Annotated in this window: 17 protein-coding genes and 2 riboswitches; of the genes, 11 read left to right on the forward strand and 6 right to left on the reverse strand. The window is 64.5% G+C overall.

What is annotated here, in order from left to right; all coding sequences use genetic code 11:
- The first annotated feature begins 29 nt into the window (after positions 1–29).
- From RQH14_RS14605 to RQH14_RS14625, 5 genes are all read left to right on the forward strand, one after another.
- Positions 30–1736 (forward strand): SulP family inorganic anion transporter, encoded by a 1707-nt coding sequence (locus tag RQH14_RS14605; RefSeq protein ID WP_311213903.1) that lies wholly within the window; start codon positions 30–32, stop codon positions 1734–1736.
- A gap of 83 nt (positions 1737–1819) precedes the next feature.
- A riboswitch (SAM riboswitch) is annotated at positions 1820–1931 on the forward strand.
- 13 nt (positions 1932–1944) lie between these two features.
- A complete protein-coding gene (locus tag RQH14_RS14610; RefSeq protein WP_089596407.1) occupies positions 1945–2211 on the forward strand; it encodes a DUF1737 domain-containing protein in 267 nt (88 codons plus the stop codon).
- Positions 2208–2618 carry a rhodanese-like domain-containing protein gene (locus RQH14_RS14615; RefSeq protein ID WP_159708158.1) on the forward strand — a complete coding sequence of 137 codons (411 nt, stop codon included), beginning with the start codon at positions 2208–2210 and terminating at the stop codon, positions 2616–2618. The genes RQH14_RS14610 and RQH14_RS14615 overlap by 4 nt, the downstream gene beginning before the upstream one ends.
- Positions 2619–3827, forward strand: a complete 1209-nt coding sequence (locus RQH14_RS14620) for an O-succinylhomoserine sulfhydrylase (RefSeq protein ID WP_311213904.1) — start codon at positions 2619–2621, stop codon at positions 3825–3827.
- A 10-nt stretch (positions 3828–3837) separates the two neighbouring features.
- On the forward strand, positions 3838–4485 hold the full coding sequence (locus tag RQH14_RS14625; protein WP_311213905.1) for a hypothetical protein: 648 nt from the start codon (positions 3838–3840) through the stop codon (positions 4483–4485).
- On the opposite strand, the gene RQH14_RS14630 is transcribed toward RQH14_RS14625, so the two are convergent.
- Positions 4482–5678: a glutamate--cysteine ligase gene (locus tag RQH14_RS14630; protein WP_311213906.1), complete on the reverse strand. Its 1197-nt coding sequence runs from the start codon at positions 5676–5678 to the stop codon at positions 4482–4484. The two genes, RQH14_RS14625 and RQH14_RS14630, sit on opposite strands and share 4 nt — an antisense overlap.
- 149 nt (positions 5679–5827) lie before the next feature.
- Positions 5828–7351: a UDP-N-acetylglucosamine 1-carboxyvinyltransferase gene (locus RQH14_RS14635; protein ID WP_311213907.1), complete on the reverse strand. Its 1524-nt coding sequence runs from the start codon at positions 7349–7351 to the stop codon at positions 5828–5830.
- A gap of 210 nt (positions 7352–7561) precedes the next feature.
- On the opposite strand from RQH14_RS14635, the gene RQH14_RS14640 reads away from it, so the two are divergent.
- Together RQH14_RS14640 and RQH14_RS14645 are read left to right on the forward strand one after the other, a co-directional pair.
- On the forward strand, positions 7562–8539 hold the full coding sequence (locus RQH14_RS14640; RefSeq protein ID WP_311213908.1) for a DUF6973 domain-containing protein: 978 nt from the start codon (positions 7562–7564) through the stop codon (positions 8537–8539).
- A 143-nt stretch (positions 8540–8682) separates the two neighbouring features.
- Positions 8683–9033, forward strand: a complete 351-nt coding sequence (locus tag RQH14_RS14645) for a hypothetical protein (protein ID WP_311213909.1) — start codon at positions 8683–8685, stop codon at positions 9031–9033.
- Between the two features lie 30 nt (positions 9034–9063).
- On the opposite strand, the gene RQH14_RS14650 is transcribed toward RQH14_RS14645, so the two are convergent.
- A complete protein-coding gene (locus RQH14_RS14650; protein WP_311213910.1) occupies positions 9064–9798 on the reverse strand; it encodes a siderophore-interacting protein in 735 nt (244 codons plus the stop codon).
- Between the two features lie 101 nt (positions 9799–9899).
- On the opposite strand from RQH14_RS14650, the gene RQH14_RS14655 reads away from it, so the two are divergent.
- Complete coding sequence (locus RQH14_RS14655) at positions 9900–12014, forward strand: penicillin acylase family protein (RefSeq protein ID WP_311213911.1); 2115 nt, start codon at positions 9900–9902, stop codon at positions 12012–12014.
- A 49-nt stretch (positions 12015–12063) separates the two neighbouring features.
- Positions 12064–12663, forward strand: a complete 600-nt coding sequence (locus RQH14_RS14660) for a GNAT family N-acetyltransferase (RefSeq protein WP_311213912.1) — start codon at positions 12064–12066, stop codon at positions 12661–12663.
- Here RQH14_RS14660 and RQH14_RS14665 read toward each other — a convergent pair.
- The 3 genes from RQH14_RS14665 to RQH14_RS14675 are packed head-to-tail and all read right to left on the reverse strand — an operon-like array spanning position 12660 to position 15669.
- Entirely contained in the window at positions 12660–13454 is a 795-nt protein-coding gene (locus RQH14_RS14665; RefSeq protein WP_311213913.1) for an energy-coupling factor transporter transmembrane component T, read from the reverse strand. The genes RQH14_RS14660 and RQH14_RS14665 overlap by 4 nt on opposite strands.
- Entirely contained in the window at positions 13451–15049 is a 1599-nt protein-coding gene (locus tag RQH14_RS14670) for an ABC transporter ATP-binding protein (protein ID WP_311213914.1), read from the reverse strand. Before RQH14_RS14670 ends, RQH14_RS14665 begins: the two co-directional genes overlap by 4 nt.
- Entirely contained in the window at positions 15049–15669 is a 621-nt protein-coding gene (locus tag RQH14_RS14675; RefSeq protein WP_311213915.1) for an ECF transporter S component, read from the reverse strand. The genes RQH14_RS14670 and RQH14_RS14675 overlap by 1 nt, the downstream gene beginning before the upstream one ends.
- A gap of 77 nt (positions 15670–15746) precedes the next feature.
- Positions 15747–15883, reverse strand: a riboswitch (TPP riboswitch).
- Positions 15884–16081: 198 nt separating this feature from the next.
- Between RQH14_RS14675 and RQH14_RS14680 the strand changes: the two genes are divergently transcribed.
- Both RQH14_RS14680 and RQH14_RS14685 read left to right on the forward strand, forming a co-directional pair.
- Positions 16082–16804: an NUDIX hydrolase gene (locus RQH14_RS14680; RefSeq protein WP_311213916.1), complete on the forward strand. Its 723-nt coding sequence runs from the start codon at positions 16082–16084 to the stop codon at positions 16802–16804.
- A gap of 36 nt (positions 16805–16840) precedes the next feature.
- On the forward strand, positions 16841–17101 hold the full coding sequence (locus RQH14_RS14685; RefSeq protein ID WP_311213917.1) for a DUF4235 domain-containing protein: 261 nt from the start codon (positions 16841–16843) through the stop codon (positions 17099–17101).
- The last annotated feature ends 96 nt before the right edge of the window (positions 17102–17197 follow it).

The following is a 17197-nucleotide window of genomic DNA, read 5'->3' on the forward strand; positions in this document are numbered from 1 at the left end:
AAACAGCAGGGGTCGGGAATGATCGCTGTATGAGTGCAGCAACCACCCGCCCCTCCGCCAAGGACCGGCTGTCCAGCGTCTGGGCCCTCAAGGGTTACAAGCGGGAATGGCTGCGGCACGATCTGATTGCGGGCGCTGCACTGTTTGCTCTGCTGGTGCCCGCCGGGATGGCCTACGCGCAGGCGGCAGGGCTTCCCCCGGTCACCGGGCTCTACGCGACAGTGGTCCCGCTGCTGGTTTATGCGGTGGTGGGACCTTCCCGCATTCTGGTCCTGGGACCCGATTCTGCCCTTGCTCCCATGATTGCCGCGGCCATTGTGCCGCTGGCAGCGGGAAGCAGCGAAAAATCCGTGGCGCTGGCCGGCTTGCTGGCCGTGTTGATCGGGGCGCTCATGCTTGCGGGCTCGGCACTGAAACTGGGAGCCATCACGGGCTTGCTGTCCAAACCCATCCGGCTCGGGTACCTCAACGGAATCGCGCTGTTGGTGGCCCTTTCGCAACTCCCGGCGTTTCTGGGGATTGAGGCCGACGGCGACATCTGGCAAAAGCTCGCGAAGGTCACCACCGGGTTACTGGGCGGCGAGGTCAACATCACCGCGCTGCTGTTGGGAGTCGGGTCGCTGGCTCTCATCTGGATCCCCCGGCTCCTGAAATGGAAGGTGCCCGGCGTTTTGCTGGCGGTGGTTGGCTCGTGCCTGGCGACGGCGGTCTTCGGGCTCAACGGCGACGTCAAAGTCACCGGGGTCCTGCCGCAGGGCCTGCCCATGCCCGCACTCGGGGGCATCGGCTGGGCCGACGCCCTGACGCTGTTCCCTGCCGCCGCAGGCATTGCACTCATGGCTTTCGCTGACACAGGGGTGTTGTCACAGACATTGGCAGCCAAGGAAGGGAAGAAGGTCTCCGGAAACAGGGAGATGGCTGCGCTTGGTGCAGCCAATGCTGCTACAGGCCTCCTGGGCGGGTTCCCCATCTCCGGCAGTACCTCCAGGACCCCGGTGGCCGTGGATGCCGGCGCGAAATCCCAGATGACAGGGGTGGTGGGCTCCGTGTTGGTGCTGGCGTTCATGCTGCTGGCACCGGGCGTGACCGAGTACCTGCCATCGGCAACCTTGGCCGCCGTCGTCATCGCCGCAGCCATTGCCCTCGCGGATCCAGCGGGCGTCCGGCGGCTCCTGCGCCTGAGCCGCAGCGAGTCCGTGGTGATGCTGGCCGCGTTCGTGGGAGTGCTGACGGTGGGTGTCCTCCAGGGAATCGTGGTGGCCATCGCCTTGGCGCTCCTGGATTTTGTCCGCAGGGCATGGGATCCGTACCGAACCGAACTCGGCGCCGAGGAAGGCGTCCCCGGGTATCACGACCTTGAACGGCACCCCGAAGGCGAGCGAATTCCCGGGCTCTTGATCCTTCGATTCGATGCACCCCTGTTCTTCGGCAACGGACAGGTCCTGGCCAGCTTTGTCAGGGAGCAACTCGACGAGGCCCCGGACGAGTCCGCGGAGCCCATTACCCACGTCATCCTTGCTGCAGAACCCATCACGGGGATCGACACCACCGCCTTGGATGACCTGGTAACCCTGGACGAATGGCTGGCCAGAAAAGGAGTGGACCTGGTGTTTGCCGAGCTCAAAGGACCTGTGAAGGACAAGTTGATCCGCCTTGGTACGGCGGCCCGATTTACGCCGAACCACTTCTACCCCACTGTCGGCGCGGCAGTGCGGGCGCTTAAGGACCGGCAGTGAAGCAGCCGCCGATTACGCAACATGACGACGGTGCAGCCACCCGCAAGTGCAGCCCGACGCCCGTGGATGTTACGTTTTTCTTGAGTAATGAGTACCAGCGCAAAGCCCTGACTTGCTGGTCGGCAACCCTCTCTCCGGCGGGGTGCCTCAGGTGACTACTCGGCGTATCGACAACTCGAACTGCAAGCGTGACTGAGGAGCACCAGCAATGCCTGAACCCACTGAAGAAAAACTCTCTTACCGCCTGATTACAGGCCCGGATAATCGCGATTTCTGCGAGCGTATCCACAACTCCCTCGCCGAAGGCTATGTGCTCCATGGCAGCCCGGCAGCTACCTTCAACGGCACGGAAGTCATCGTGGCCCAGGCAATTGTGCTGCCTGCGGCGATTGCCAATGCGGATGCCGCCGTCGCCAACGCAGTGGACCAGCTCGAGAACTACGACGATGAAGAAGCATTCGAGGGCCACGCATGAGTTACGCAGGTGACCTGACCCCGCAGGATGCGTGGGCCAAGCTTGAAGAAGGCGCCATCCTGGTGGATGTGCGCACCGAGGGCGAGTGGGCCCACATCGGCATCCCGGACACCAAAGCCACTGAGAACGATCCCCTGTTCATCCAGTGGAACCTCGCCGGCGGTATCCCGAACTCCCGCTTCATAGAGGACCTGCAGCAGCAGGCACCCGAGGACGATGCCGTGGAGCTCGTCTTCATCTGCCGCTCCGGGCAGCGCTCCATCTCCGCCGCCATTGCCGCAACGCAGGCCGGCTTCACGGCCTACAACGTCCTTGAGGGCTTCGAAGGCGAACCGGACCGCTACGGTGAGCGCACCGTGAACGGCTGGAAGAACCGTGGCCTGCCGACGAATCTGGGGACCGAGTAAGTGACTTTCAATCCCGACGCCGCCGGCTGGAGCCCTGACACCCAGGCCGTTCGCGGTGGCCTTGACCGCACCAATTTCCAGGAGACATCCGAGCCCGTTTTCCTGAACTCCGGCTTTGTATACGAATCGGCCGCCGCTGCCGAACGTGCCTTCACCGGCGAGGACGAACGCTTCGTTTACTCCCGCTACGGCAACCCATCTGTCGCCACATTCCAGGAGCGGCTGAGGCTGCTCGAAGGCACTGAGGCGTGCTTTGCCACGGCGTCCGGCATGTCCGCGGTTTTCACTGCCCTGGGTGCCCTGCTGGCTGCAGGCGACCGTGTGGTTGCCGCCCGCTCGCTGTTCGGCTCCTGCTTCGTAATCCTCAACGAGATCCTGCCCCGCTGGGGCGTGGAGACTGTGTTCGTTGACGGCCCGGATCTGGATCAATGGCGTGAAGCCCTCTCGGAACCGACCACTGCCGTGTTCTTCGAGTCGCCGTCCAATCCCATGCAGGAAATCGTCGACATCGCCGCCGTCAGCGAACTGGCGCATGCCGCCGGGGCGACCGTCGTGGTAGACAATGTCTTCGCCACTCCCCTGCTGCAGCGTTGCGGTGAGCTGGGCGCGGACGTGATCGTGTACTCCGGCACCAAGCACATTGATGGCCAAGGTCGTGTCCTTGGCGGTGCGATCCTGGGCACCAAAGAGTTCATCGATGGTCCCGTCAAGCAGCTCATGCGCCACACCGGTCCCTCTCTTTCCGCGTTCAATGCCTGGGTGCTGACCAAGGGTTTGGAGACCATCGGACTGCGGGTAAACCACAGCTCGGCATCCGCTTTGAAGATCGCAGAGTGGCTCGAGCAGCAACCTGCCATCAGCTGGGTCAAGTACCCGCTGCTCAAGTCCCACCCGCAGTACGAGCTTGCCGCAAAGCAGATGAAGGCCGGCGGCACCGTGCTGACGTTCGAGCTGTCTCCTTCGACCGGGCGCTCAGCCAAAGAGGCTGCGTTCGCCCTGCTCGATGGCCTCCGCGTCATTGACATCTCCAACAACCTGGGCGATTCCAAGTCGCTCATCACCCACCCCGCCACCACCACCCACCGGGCCATGGGACCGGAGGGCCGGGCGGCGATCGGGCTTTCCGACGGAGTAGTCCGACTCTCTGTGGGACTGGAAGACGTGGACGACCTCGTCCTGGATCTGGAGAAGGCCCTCAAACAGGTCTAGCCTTGTTGCCATGAGCGGGAACCATCCCTATCGCCGTGCCGGAGCGGTCATCGTTGCCGGCACGGCGGTGTGGTTCGTGGGAATCTCGCCGGTCTCGCGCGTCTACATGACACCGGACGATGCCGAACGCCTGCGCATGCTGACCTCCGGACGGCGCGGTTGGATCGTGGGCCAGCACCTTACCGCCGTGGGAACCGTGGCCGTGCCGGTGGGATTCGCCGCGTTTGCCCGTGCCGTTCCGGGCAAGAACGCCGTTCCGGGCCAGAACGCCGTTCCGGGCCACAATGCACCACGTGGGAATGCGAAGAAGTGGGCTTTCGCTGCCGCCGCCGCATTGCTCGCCGGCGCCCCGCTCTTCGTCTCCAGCCTCGCCCGGCGGGCTGCTGACCTTGAGGGTTTTGCCTACCGCCGAGGATCCAGCGCGCCTTTCCTGGCCTATTCCGGGCTGCATGTTGTGGCGTTGGCCGCCTTGGGTGGGAGTCTTCTTTCCATGCCCACAAAACGCTGGATCGGCGTCACAGCTGCGGCCAGCGCACCTGTCTACGGCGCCATTCTGGTAGCGAAAAAGGACATCCCGCCGTTCTGCTTCTATCTTGTGGAAGGTCTCACGGGCGCCTACTTGATGGCCTGGGAAGAGCCGGAACCCAACAAGGCCTAAGGCCTCCTGACCCTGGACAACATGGGCGCGGGCTCCTTGTGCGCGTCGGCAGAGGTTCCGCGAACCGTCACCTTCGCTGCATGCCCGACGACGGCGGCCAGGGCTGCGTTGGTGGGCGGACTGCCCGGCTGGTTCTGGCTGCCTCGCTGCCTGTTGTTGTACCGCACCGCGGCTTCCCGTTGCTCGTGGGCGCCGTTCCCCCGCTCCAGCAGATCTGAGATCCCCGCTTTGACCAGCTCCAATTCGCCTTGGTCATCCAGCACTGGGCTCACGTAATCCACCAACGCCCAGACCACGCCCGCTGCCGGCTGGGGACGGAAATCACCGAAGTCCAGGAGATCTCCACGCAACCCCGCATTGCTGGCCTGCCAACTCGCCATCCGCAGGAGTGCCGTGGGCACCGCGGTGGGCTCAACGCCGTCGAGCATTTCCAAGGAAGCCGTCTCAACCAAAGCCCGCACCAGCACCGCAATCAACGCGGCGTCCTCGGCGCGGAGGCAGACGTCGGCCACACGGACCTCCACAGTGGGGTGGTTCCGGGAGATGCGGGCATCGAAGTAGATCATGCCCTCATCCAGGATCACGCCCGTTTCCAACAGCCGCTTCACGATGCGTCGGTAGGCAGTGAGTGATCCGAACACGGCCGACGGTCCAGAGGTGGGCCAGCGGTTCCATGCCTGCGTGCGATAGCTGTCGAAACCGGTAGGAAGGCCGCGCCAGTAGGGTGAGTTGGCGGTGAGTGCCGTGAGCACGGCGAGTTTGTCCCGGATGTGGTCCAGCACCACCACACCTTCCTCGGGGGACTCAACAGAGGTGTGCACATGGAATCCGCACGTCAGTTGTTCCGTGGCGATGATGCCGAAGCGGTCCAGCATCTCGGCATAACGGGGATCCGGGGTGGTGTGGGTGTTCGAATCCAGCGGGGAGGTGGCGATCGCGGCAACCCGTGCGCCGTGCTGGCGGGCCGCTTCATTGGCCATGGCCCGGCCGCGGCGGATCTGATGCAGAAGCTCACCGTAGCCGTGGCAGGGGCGGGTCTGGGTTTCGATCTGCTCCAGCTTGAGTTCGCGGCTGAGGCTCGTTGCGGATGCCGGCTGGTTGTGGCCCGCGAGCAGCGCATCCGCGAGGGCAAGAGGCTCTCCCGTCACAGGATGGACGATGAGCAGCTCTTCCTCAACCCCGAAAGTCCGCATGCTCCATTCTGCGTCAGGAGGCCGGTAGAGGACAGGGCCGAAGGCGCAGCGAAGGACCGCCCCCGTTTCCGCTATTCGCACCAGAGCGTGCTGGCGCGGATGGCGGAAACGGGCGCGCTAACTATCCGCTGCCGGCGTACGCGTGGAGCCTAGTCCTGGAAGTACTCGATCTTGGCGCCGATGGTGTTCAAGCGCTCGGCAAGGTCCTCGTAGCCGCGCTCGATCACGTAGATGTTGCGGAGCTCGGACGTGCCCCGGGCAGCGAGCATCGCCAGAAGCAGGCAGGCGGCGGGTCGCAAGGCCGGCGGGCAGCCGATTTCCGCGGCACGCCACTTGGTGGGTCCGTTGACGTAGATCCGGTGCGGATCCAGCAGCTGCACCTGTGCGCCCAGTTTGTTGAGTTCCGTCAAGTAGATGGCACGGTTCTCGTAGACCCAGTCGTGGATCATGGTCTGGCCTTCAGCGTTGCCCGCGATCACAGCGAAGAACGGCAGGTTGTCGATGTTCAGGCCCGGGAACGGCATGGGGTGGATCTTGTCCTGCGGCGCGCGGAGCTCGGAGGGCTTGGTGGTAACGTCCACCAGGCGGGTCCGGCCATTGCGTGCCATGTATTCGCCGGAGATTTCAAGGTTCTGGCCCATCTGTTCCAACGTGGCGAGCTCGATTTCCATGAATTCGATGGGGACCCGGCGGATGGTGACCTCGGAGTTGGTGACGATCCCCGCGGTGATCAGGCTCATGGCCTCGATGGGGTCCTCGGACGGGAAGTACTCGATCTCCACGTCAATGGCGGAACGGCCGGTGATCTTCAGCGTGGTGGTGCCGACGCCCTGGATCTCCACGCCCAGCCCCTGCAAGTAGAAGCACAGGTCCTGGACCATGTAATTGGGGCTGGCATTGCGGATCACGGTGGTGCCCTCGCGGTGCGCGGCGGCCATGATGGCATTCTCGGTGACGGTGTCGCCACGTTCGGTCAGGACGAAGGAACGGTGGTGGCCATCGGCCGGGGGCGCCGTCACGGAATAGAACCCGGACTTCGCTTCAACCTCAAGCCCGAACTGGCGCAGTGCCTGCATGTGCGGCTCAACTGTGCGCGTTCCGAGGTCGCAGCCACCCGCATACGGCAGCAGGTATTCGCTGGTCTCATCCAGGAGCGGACCGAGCAGCATGATGACGCTGCGGGTACGGCGGGCAGCGTCTACGTCCATCGAACAGAGGTCCAGCACATCGGGCCTGCGGATGCGGAGGTCGCTTCCGTTGAGCCAGGTACATTCGACGCCAATGGACGTCAGTACTTCAACAATCCTGTTGACTTCCTCGATGCGGGCCAGGCGGCGCAGCGTGGTGGTGCCGCGGTTGATGAGGCTGGCGCACAAAAGCGCCACGCCCGCGTTCTTGCTGCTGTTGACATCCACTTCGCCGGACAGGGTCCTGCCGCCCTCAACCCGGAGGTGGGTCATCTGCGGCTTGCCCACTTTGACGATTGATCGGCCGAATATTGCCTCAAGCCGTTCGATCATCCGGAGGCTGAGATTCTGTTTACCTTGCTCCATCCGGGCGATCGCGCTCTGGCTGGTTCCAAGCTCGGTTGCCAACTGCCCCTGCGTCCACCCTTTTTCGCCACGGGCGTTGCGGAGCAGAAGGCCTACGTGTTCAGCGGTAGGTTGCGTCATACCCAAGAAATATCACAGGTGAGTTAGGAGGCTCGTACAAAACGCCGTTTGAGCGGCAAACGTCACACTATACCCGCACCGTGAGATATAGAGCCCCACGGCGGCTGGTCGCTGCGGGTGAACGCTTTCCCTCAGTAGCCACCGGGCAGAAGTACCCATTGCGGTCCGCGGAACAATACCAAACCATGAAGGGAAAGCTCAGGGGGAAACATGCCTTTCTACGGCGCCGACGTCGACCAACTCAAAGCACTCTCCAAGGCCTTGGCCAACGGTGCGTCATTGCTGACCAGCCGGGCCCGGGAGCTCGACTCGCTGATCGGCCAAGGCATGACCGGCCAGGGCGGCGGCTGGCAGGGCCAGGATGCCAAGCGTTTTGCCGCAGATTGGCAGGGCCGCCTGAGGCCGTTGCTGGAGAGAACCACTCGAGGCCTGGAAGAGGCGTCACAGTCCGTGCTCACCAATGCCGACCAGCAGTCCTCCGCATCCACGGAGGGTAGCGGCACCTCGGGCAGCTCCGGCACCTCCGCCAACCCCGGGAACGACTCCACCACCAAGACCGCAGCCAATCCGAACCCTGGCCAGCCAACACCGCAGGAAATACTGGACGAATACCAGGTCAGCGACGCCGAAACCACCAATTGGCCCGGGGACTGGGACCCGCTGCGCTTCGTGGTTGACCAAAGGGAAGTCACCGAGAAGGAAGCGGAGCTCCTCAACGGCTTGGGTCCTTTCGAGATGAACGCCTTCAAAGGCATTCACGATGACGCCTTCAGCACTGCCGACGACCGCTTCCCCAGCGCCGACCGCAACGATGACCAGAACGATGCCTTCCGTCACGCGTATTGGAACGCGCTCATGGTCAAGGAGTTCGGTGCGGACTGGGCGGAGGACTACGCCACGGCGCACGAGCAGCTCCCCGGCAACCCCGCACCCCGTGAAGCCATGGATCTGTATAACAATGAGGTGGGCCGCAATGTGGCCATAGCCAACCCGGATGCCAGCGCTGAGGAGCTTGCGGACTTGATCGAGGAAGCCGTGAACAACGGCGACACTGTGGTGGTGGGACAGGACCTGCTGCCCCATCCGTCCAATGAGGTCCCCATGGACCAAACCGGCGACGCCAACAATGCCGAGCCCGCCCCCGGCGAGGATCCGGAGTTTAACGACGAGTCGAGGACCACCTCGTGAGGTTCCAACACCAACCACAGGCTCGACGACGGCCGCTGACTTCCGCAGGCCGCCCCACTCTTGCTGGCCGCGCCTCCCTGGCCGGCTTGCTCACTGTCATCCTGGCCTGCGCCCTGGCCGCCTGTTCACTAGGAGGATCTGTCATGCCCGAATCGAACGAGAAGCTCAACAGCCAGGTGCTCGAGTCCGCGAAGAACGGGACGGCCTTGAAACTGGCCGACGCCACGGACTTCGAGTGGGACCAGGCGGGTTTCGTGACAGCGGGAACGCCGGCCAAGGACATCGAAGCAGCCTTCGGCGAGCCTCTGACCAAGGAGAACCGCTACACGGCGTCGCCCGCGTTGTTCGTCTTCCTGAAGGACGGAAAGGTGGCCAAGGCAATCCGCATCGTCCCGGATGCCTTCTTCGGCGCTGACGCTCAGAAGAAGTACGGCCGGGACGTGGTCCTCACCCCGCCTGACGGGAAAAAGGGCTTCCTCAACTGGCGCGAGTAACGCCTGAAGACCGCAGAAACGCCGCGATTCCTAGACGCGCCAGTACCCCAAGGCATCGATCCGGTGTTTGTCTACGCCCAGCGTCTTCCGCAGGTGTTTCACGATTGCCCGGGTACTGGAGGCTTCGCAGGCGATCCAGAAGAAGTCGTTGTCCACGGACACACTCTCCGCAGTGAGCGCATCGCAGACTTCCTCAACCAAAGCGGCGCCGTCACGTTTGCGCGGAACCCAACTGACGACGTCGGACTCTAACGTCCGCACCTCCAACGAGGGGTCGGCGTCGTGCTGGTATTCAAGCCAGGCGGTCACGGGAGCCGCGCCCGCGGCAGTGAACTCCCGCTCGTCCAGCAACGAGTTGATGGCCGGGATGGAGGCGGGATCGCCCACTACCCAGATCCGGCGCGGAGCGGGCTGCGGGAAGGTGAAGGAACTGCCCTGAACGGTGGCGTCGATGGTGTCGCCGGCCTGGACAGAGCGGGCCCAGTCAGCGGCCACACCGTTGTGCATCGCGAAGTCCATGCTGAACGTGCCGTCCGCAGGAGAGGCATTGACCAGGGTGTACGCACGCTGGTGGGCCTTACCGGAATCATCGAACCACAGCCTGATCCACATGGTGGGATGCAGTCCGCTTCGCTCCAGCAGTCCACCGTCGCGCACGTGCACACGGAGGAAGTCCGGGGTGATTTCTTCCTTCCCGGTGACTTCGAGCGTGAAATCCTTGGCGCCCATGACTTTGAGCACGACGCCTTCCCAATTGCGCTTCAAGCAACACTCCTTCACGAACGGCCACGATTTGTGAACGGGGCCAAAGCCATTTATCTTGAGCTTAAGTAAGCCTAACCTAAGCTCGAAAGCGGCCAGAGATTATGACGCCTGCCCCGACGCACCCTTCCGCCCCGGCAGGCGGCCCCGGAACCTACCGTGATCGGTGGGGGATCCCGCACCTGTGGGCGGATTCCACCGATGAGCTCGCCTTTCTCCAAGGCACGAACGCAGCCACGGACCGCTCCTGGCAGATCGAGCTGGAACGGTGGCGTTCCGAAGGCCGAACAGCGGAAGTCCTGGGTGCCGACGTCGTGGTGTGGGACCGGTTTGCACGCCAAGCCCGGCTGGATGACACGGCGCGCCGCTGCTTCGAGAACCTCGACGCAGACACTCAGCGTTGGTGCGGACAGTACGTGGCCGGCATCAACCAAGCGCTGGCAGACGGACTCCGCGGCGGCCCCGAGTTCGACGAGTCCGCCTGCACGCCGGAGCCATGGAATCCGTGGACGCCGCTGGGTGTCTTCCTGGTCCATCACATCCTCTTCTCCACGTTCCCCAACAAGCTGTTCAGGGCCCACGTCGCGCGGACCTTGGGCGACGACGCCGTGAGCCTGTTCAGCATCGAAGCTCCCGTCTGGTCAGGCAGCAACGCCTGGGCTGCGCACGGCTCGACGACGGCAACCGGCCTCCCGCTGATCGCCGGCGACCCCCACCGCCTCATGGAACTCCCCGGCGTGTACCAGCAGGTACGGCTCGCCTGCCCGGACTTCGACGCGATCGGTTTCGCGTTCCCCGGCGTCCCCGGCCTCCCGCACCTCGCCCACACCGGGCACACCGCTTGGGCCATCACCAACGCCATGGCCGATTACCAGGACCTCTTCGAGGAAGAACTGCGCCGGGTCACGGACGCCACCGGGGAACGCATCGAGGCGCGCGGACCGCACGGCTGGGAACCCGCCGTCGTGAGTGCCGAAACCATCATCGTCCGCGACGGTGAGCCGGTCACCGTTGAGGTCATCGAGACCGCGCGGGGTTCGGTGATCTCTGAAGCGCCCGACGGCGAGGCGCTGAGTTTGCGCTTCCCTGCCCGCGTTGAGGGGCGGCTTGGTTTTGAGGCCCTCCTGCCGCTGCTGCGGAGCCGGAGCGTCTCCGAGGTGGAAGCGGCGTTCGATGCCTGGGTTGAGCCCGTCAACAGCGTCGTGGCCGGGGACACCTCCGGAGCAGTGCGGCACTTTGTTGCCGGCCTTGTTCCGCAGCGCAATCCCGCCAACAGGAGGTTGCCCTCGCCGGCCTTCTCAGCCCGCCACGATTGGGAGGGTCAGTACGTGATCCTGCCCCGCACGGAGGTGGAGCAGTTTGCCGTGAGCGCGAACGACCGCGCAGCAGGAGGCGGCGACGCCGTGGCCATGGAGTTCGCCCCCGCGCATCGGGCGTTGCGCATCCGTGAGCTGCTCGAGTCGGCTCCGGGGCCGTTGTCCGCGGACGATATGCAGGCCATCCATACCGACACTCTTCTGGGCCCGTGGCCGTTGTTCCGGTCAGTGCTGTCCGGCCTTGAGGCTGATGACTTGTCCCGGGAAGCCGCGGGACTGCGTTCGATGCTGCTGGAGTGGGACGGCCGCATGGATGCCGGGAGCCATTACGCTGCAGTGTTTGCGGCGTGGCGGGGCTCATTGGTCCGGCGCCTGGCGCAACATTCCGCGCTGGCGCCGTTGAACGAGCCAACAGGCTACTCGCCCTTGTTCGGGCCGTGGTTGTCAGTGGCATCCCGCATCGGCTTTGCGCTCGAGACCCTGTTGGTACGCGGCTCAGAACTCGGTATCAGCGTCGCTGCGGAAGCCGCCACAGCACTCGAGGGCGTTGCGCTGGAAGAGTCCGGGCTGCGCTCCTGGGGCGACAGGCACACGCTGTTGCCCGTTCATGTCCTCCCCGGCGCGCTCGCGACCGCCGCACCCACAGCCGGCCTCAGCGGTGATACGGGGTGTGTGCTCTGCACCGAAAGCCTCCCCGGCGTAGAAGACCGAAGCTTCCGTGGACCCGTGGCCCGCTACGTCTGGGACTTGTCCGAGCGCCGCAACAGCCGCTGGATCGTCCCCTTTGGCGCCTCCGGTACGCCCGGCCACCAGCACTTTGCCGACCAACTCCCGCTCTGGACTGCCGGGGAACTCGCCCCGGTGGTCACTGACTGGCCTGAATTGATCAAAGACATCACCTAACCAATCCCCGCTCCCGCATCAGCCCGCTTTAGCCCCACCGAAGGAAATCATGACCACCACCACCCAGGACTACTCCGTCCGCACCACCGTCTACTCCGAAGACCTCGAAGGATGGGGTGCGCTGCGGCTTGTCCCGCTGGTTCCCGGCGAGGACATTGACCTCATCTTCGAATGGGTCACCCAGCCCCGCGCCAAGTTCTGGGGAATGACGGAGAATTCCCGCGAAGAAGTCCAGGGGATCTACGAGTTCCTTGATTCGCTGGAGACCCACCACGCGTTCTTGGCCGTCCTTGATGGCGAACCGTTGGCCCTTTTCCAGACCTATGAGCCTCTGCACGACCCCGTGGGGGAGGCCTACCCCGCACGCGAAGCAGACATTGGCATGCACTTGCTGTTGGCCCCTGCCACGCGGCCCATCCCGCACTTTACGCCGAAGCTCGGTACGTCCCTGATCAAGTACATGTTCTCCTTGCCGGGCAAGGACCGGATTGTGGTGGAGCCGGATTCACGCAACGCTAAGGCCCTGCGTCGTCTGGAGGCCACCTGCTTTGAGCTGGGACCCATCATCCAGCTCGCCGAGAAGGAAGCCCAGCTGGGGTTCCTGACGCGGGCAGGCTTTGACGAGATCCAGGAACAGCAAGCTCCCTAGCGCCAGACGAAGCTCCACGTTCCCGCACCCACGGCCGCGAGCACCGCGCCCGCTGCGATGACCACGCCGCCCAGAAGCACCCAAGCGTCCAGCAACGAGTACGTTGATTCGCGGGCCCACGTCCGTTGACCGCCACCAAAGCCGCGCGCTTCCATGGTCACTGCCAGCCGGGATGCCCTGCGAACAGCCTGGACCAACAGCCCGAAGCTCTGGCCGAGAGTGGCCTTCAGCCGTTGCAGCGGGCTGCCTTGGGAACCGACGCCGCGGGCCCGGCGGGCCATGCCGATGGTCTGCCATTCCTCGGCCATGAGGCCCACCAGCCTCATGGCCGCCAGGGAGCCGAGGACGAAGCGGTGCGGCAGCTTGGCCTTCTGCGCCAGCGCATCGGCCAGGTCAGTCGGGTCCGTGCAGGTCATCAGCAGGATCGCCGGCAACGCGATCGCCAAACCGCGCAACATGAAACCCAGCCCCAGCTCAAGGGAACCTTCGCTGATGGACCAGAGTCCGACGTCGAGCAGTACAGCGCCGCTGTCCGCCGCCACGATCGCAGTGCTCCAGCCACCGATCGCGGCCGCGATGATCAGCGGCCAAGCGCGCTGCCACAGAAGCCTGAGCGTAAGCCCGGCGAGCGGAAACAACGCCAGCTCCGCAACCAGCGCCGCGGACGCCGATACCCAGTCGATGGACAGGGCCAGCACCAGGGAAATCAGGAAAACGGACACGAACTTTGCCAAGGGGTTGGCTCGGGTCAGCAGGGCATGATTCCCGCGGAGATTCAACGCATCCCTCATGCTGCACCCGCTTCCTGATGCGTGGCTTCACCATGCTGGACCGGACCGAGCCGAAGCTCCGTTCCGCCGAGCACTGCGCTGAATTCCTGGTCATGGGTCACGGAGACCACAGCCGTTCCGGCGTCCAACAACTCTGAAAGGAACGACGCCAGCTCGGCCCACGTATTGGCGTCCTGACCGAACGTGGGCTCGTCGAGCACCAGGACTTTGGGGTGCGCGGCCAGCACGGTGGCCACCGAAAGCCGCCGCTTCTCGCCGCCGGAAAGGGTGTAGGGGTTGGCATCCACCAAATGCGTAAGCCGCAGCCGCTCCAACAGTTCGTCGACGCGTTCTTCGCCGCGGCCCACATGCCTGGGCCCAAACATGAGCTCGTCCAGGACCTTGCCCGTGACGAACTGGTGCTCCGGTTCCTGGAACACCGTACCGATCCGTGAAATCAGCTGGTCTGCTTTCCACTTGAACGGGTCAATGCCGGCCCCTTCGGAAAGCTCGACGGCGGCACTCACCGTGCCGTCCACCGGCGCAAGAAGGCCGGCCAACGTGAGCGCAAACGTGGACTTTCCGGCGCCGTTGGCTCCAGTGATGGTCAATGCTTGGCCGGCCCGGACCTGCGCGGTGATTCCCGTTTGCACTGGGACCGGCGGGAAGGTCTTGAAGCCCTTGCGCCGCGGCTTCTCCCGGGAAACTGCGAGGTCCTGGGCTGCAAGGAGCAGTTGGGAGGTGTGGGGTTGGCTGCGCCGTTCGCGGGTGGCCGGAACGTACCCAGGCACCCAAACGCCGGCGGCCATCAACATGGTGCGGGCTTCGGACAGGACCTTGTCAGGCGGGCCGTCCAAGAGGACCCCGGCCTTTGCCGTGCCCGTTCCCGTTCCCGCCGCCAGGGAACCCGGCTGCAGGACCACGATCCGGTCCACCAGGTCTTTCCAGACGGACACGCGGTGCTCCACCACCACCAGCGTTGCGCCGGTCTTGTCGAGGCAGCGCTTCACCGCGTCACGCACCTCCAAAACGCCTGCCGGATCCAGGTTGGCGGTCGGTTCATCCAACAGGATCAGGCCCGGCCGCATCGCCAGGATGCCCGCCAGTGCAAGGCGCTGCTTCTGCCCTCCGGAGAGTGCCGCCGTCGGGTGGTCCAACGCCAAACCGCCACCGGCAGCGGTACGCAACCCGACGTCGTCGAGCGCTTCATGGACGCGGGACCAGATCTCGTCCCGCGGCACAGCAAGGTTCTCGGCACCAAAGGCCACGTCGTCGCCAACCCGCGACAAGACCACCTGCGTTTCCGGGTCCTGCTGCATCAGCCCGGCGCGGCCCCGCTGCTCCCGGGGCGCCACGCCGTCGATTAGCAGCGAACCTGACTCGTCCGAGTCGTCTTCCTCATCGCCCAACACGCCGGCAAGGGCGTGCAGCAGCGTTGATTTGCCGGCACCGGAAGGTCCCAGAAGGAGAACCCGCTCGCCAGGTTCAATCCGGAGGTCCAACCCATGAATGGCCGGAGTGGACCGGCCGGCATGCCGCCAAGCCCAGCCCTCGGCGGAGATGGCGGCAGGCCGTACCGGGCTGCTGTTGTTGCTGCCGCTCTGCGTGGCGGGCATCAGCTGAAGACGGGCTCCGACGCGGCCTTGCGCGATGCGAAGGAGCTCAGCACGCCGGTTTTCGCCAAGCCACGGGTGGCAATCCAGGACAGTGCGCCAGCGATGATCGCACCCGAAATCGTGGTGAAGGTGATGTACGCCAGCTTGTCCACGGCCTCGTAGGCGATGTTCCAGCCCCACGGGAGGAAGGAGTCGTTCAGGCCGCAGAAGAGGCCCGCACCGGCACCCGCGAGGAGGGCCGTGGGCAGGTTGAACTTCTTGTACCGGAAAGCGGCGAAGATGAGCTCCGCGCCCAAACCCTGCAGGACGCCGGAGATCAGGACGGTGGTGCCGTACTGGGAACCCATGATGAGCTCACCGGTGGCCGCGACAGCTTCGCAGAACAACGCTGCGCCCGGCTTGCGGATAATGAGCATGCCCAGGACTGCGGGGATCATCCAGCCACCGGCGATCAGGCCGGTGAGCGGCGGATACGTCGCGTTCATGGGGATGGAAACCAGCGCGGCACCCTGGGACCAGGCCCAGAAGATCACGCCGCCTGCGATGGCGATAAGAGCCGCCACAACGATGTCTACAACACGCCAGGTGTAACTGGCCTTCTTCACGTTTACCGTGGTCATTTTTCTGCCTCCTGAGGTTACAGGAGGGGAAAGTGCTCCCCGGATTTCCAACCGGCCTGCGCCGCCCGGATCCGGACACTCTGAGAAGCTCGACTCCCTTGCGCCGGTACTAACCGGATCAGGTTCGAGGGTCTGCGGCTGTCCGCACTCTCAGCGCCCTCGCGTCTCCTGCATCTCTGCAAGGTCCGACGGCGGCGCTCCCCTGTCGTTATCAAATCTGCCCTGATGGGCTGGTTCAGTTTACACCTGCGCGTGTTGCGGGCGCTGGTCCGTTGCCGGCAGGTGGTCACAATCGGACGTTGCGAGGCCCGCTCTACACCCTTCGCGCCGGTCTTGGCATGCACACCAGGCCCCACAACGAGACCTGAGAGAATGATCCAGCAGACTCGACCGCGGCAAAGGGGCACTTTTCATGAACAATCCACCCAGTCAGGATCACGCTGTCGGCGAGGGCACCATATCCGAGCCACGGCTCGCTGCCAGTGTCATCCTGCTCCGTGATTCCCCGGGCGGGCTCGAGGCGTTCGTCCAGCACCGGGTCAGCACCATGGACTTCGCCGCCGGAATGGTGGTCTTCCCAGGCGGCAGGGTGGATGCTGCGGACGAGTCAGGCTGGGACTACCCAGCGGAGCTGCTTCAACGCCACGCTGCCGCCTGGAGTTCGAGTTCCATCGGCACCGGCACCGACTCCGACTCAGGTGCCGGCACCAACTCAGCGCAGGCCGTGACCAACGCAGGCACGGTCCTCACCGCCGCAATCCGCGAAGTCCAGGAGGAGTCGGGGCTCAGCATCAGCGCCGCGGACGTCCGACCGTGGGCCAACTGGATCACGCCCACGGACATGCCGAAGCGCTTTGACACCTACTTCTACCTTGCAAAACCCGTCCCTGGAGCCGAGCCCCGGCATCAAACCACGGAGGCCTGGCAATCGTTGTGGATGCCGGTGGACGGAATTCTGGAAGCGGAGGCGGCCGGGACGCTGAAGCTGATGCCGCCCACCTATTACCTGCTCAAGGAAATCGCCGATTTTGAGACGGTGGACGCTGTCTGGTCGGCGGAACACACGGTCGTTCCAGTGTTGGCCCCGGTGGGGTCCCTGGCAGCGTTCCTGAAGGAGCGGGAAAGCCGACGCTGACACTTGAGTTGGCCCATGGACGGCTAGGCTGGAGGCATGAACCTCTTCTTCAAGCTGCTGGGTACCGGAGTGAGCCTCGGAGCGGGCTTCGTTGGCACCAAACTCGTCAACAAAGGGTGGGAAAAGGCCACTGGCAACAAACCACCCCTGGGCAACGACGACATGGAAACGAGCTTGCGTTCAGCGCTGACTTTTGCGCTGATCTCAGCCTTCGTCAGCACCCTGATTCAGGTGTTGGCCAGCCGTGGCACCCAGCGTGCCATTGCACGTTTCGCCAAGACGCACGACATCCTCTAGCCTCAACCACAGACAACAACGCGGGGTCGCTTTGCCTCCACCTGATGGAATGAACACCAGTGGACGCACGGCGGCCCCGCGTTTGCTGTGACTGGG

Source organism: Arthrobacter sp. WCS2018Hpa-7, from assembly GCF_031843805.1.
Taxonomy (GTDB): Bacteria; Actinomycetota; Actinomycetes; order Actinomycetales; family Micrococcaceae; genus Arthrobacter.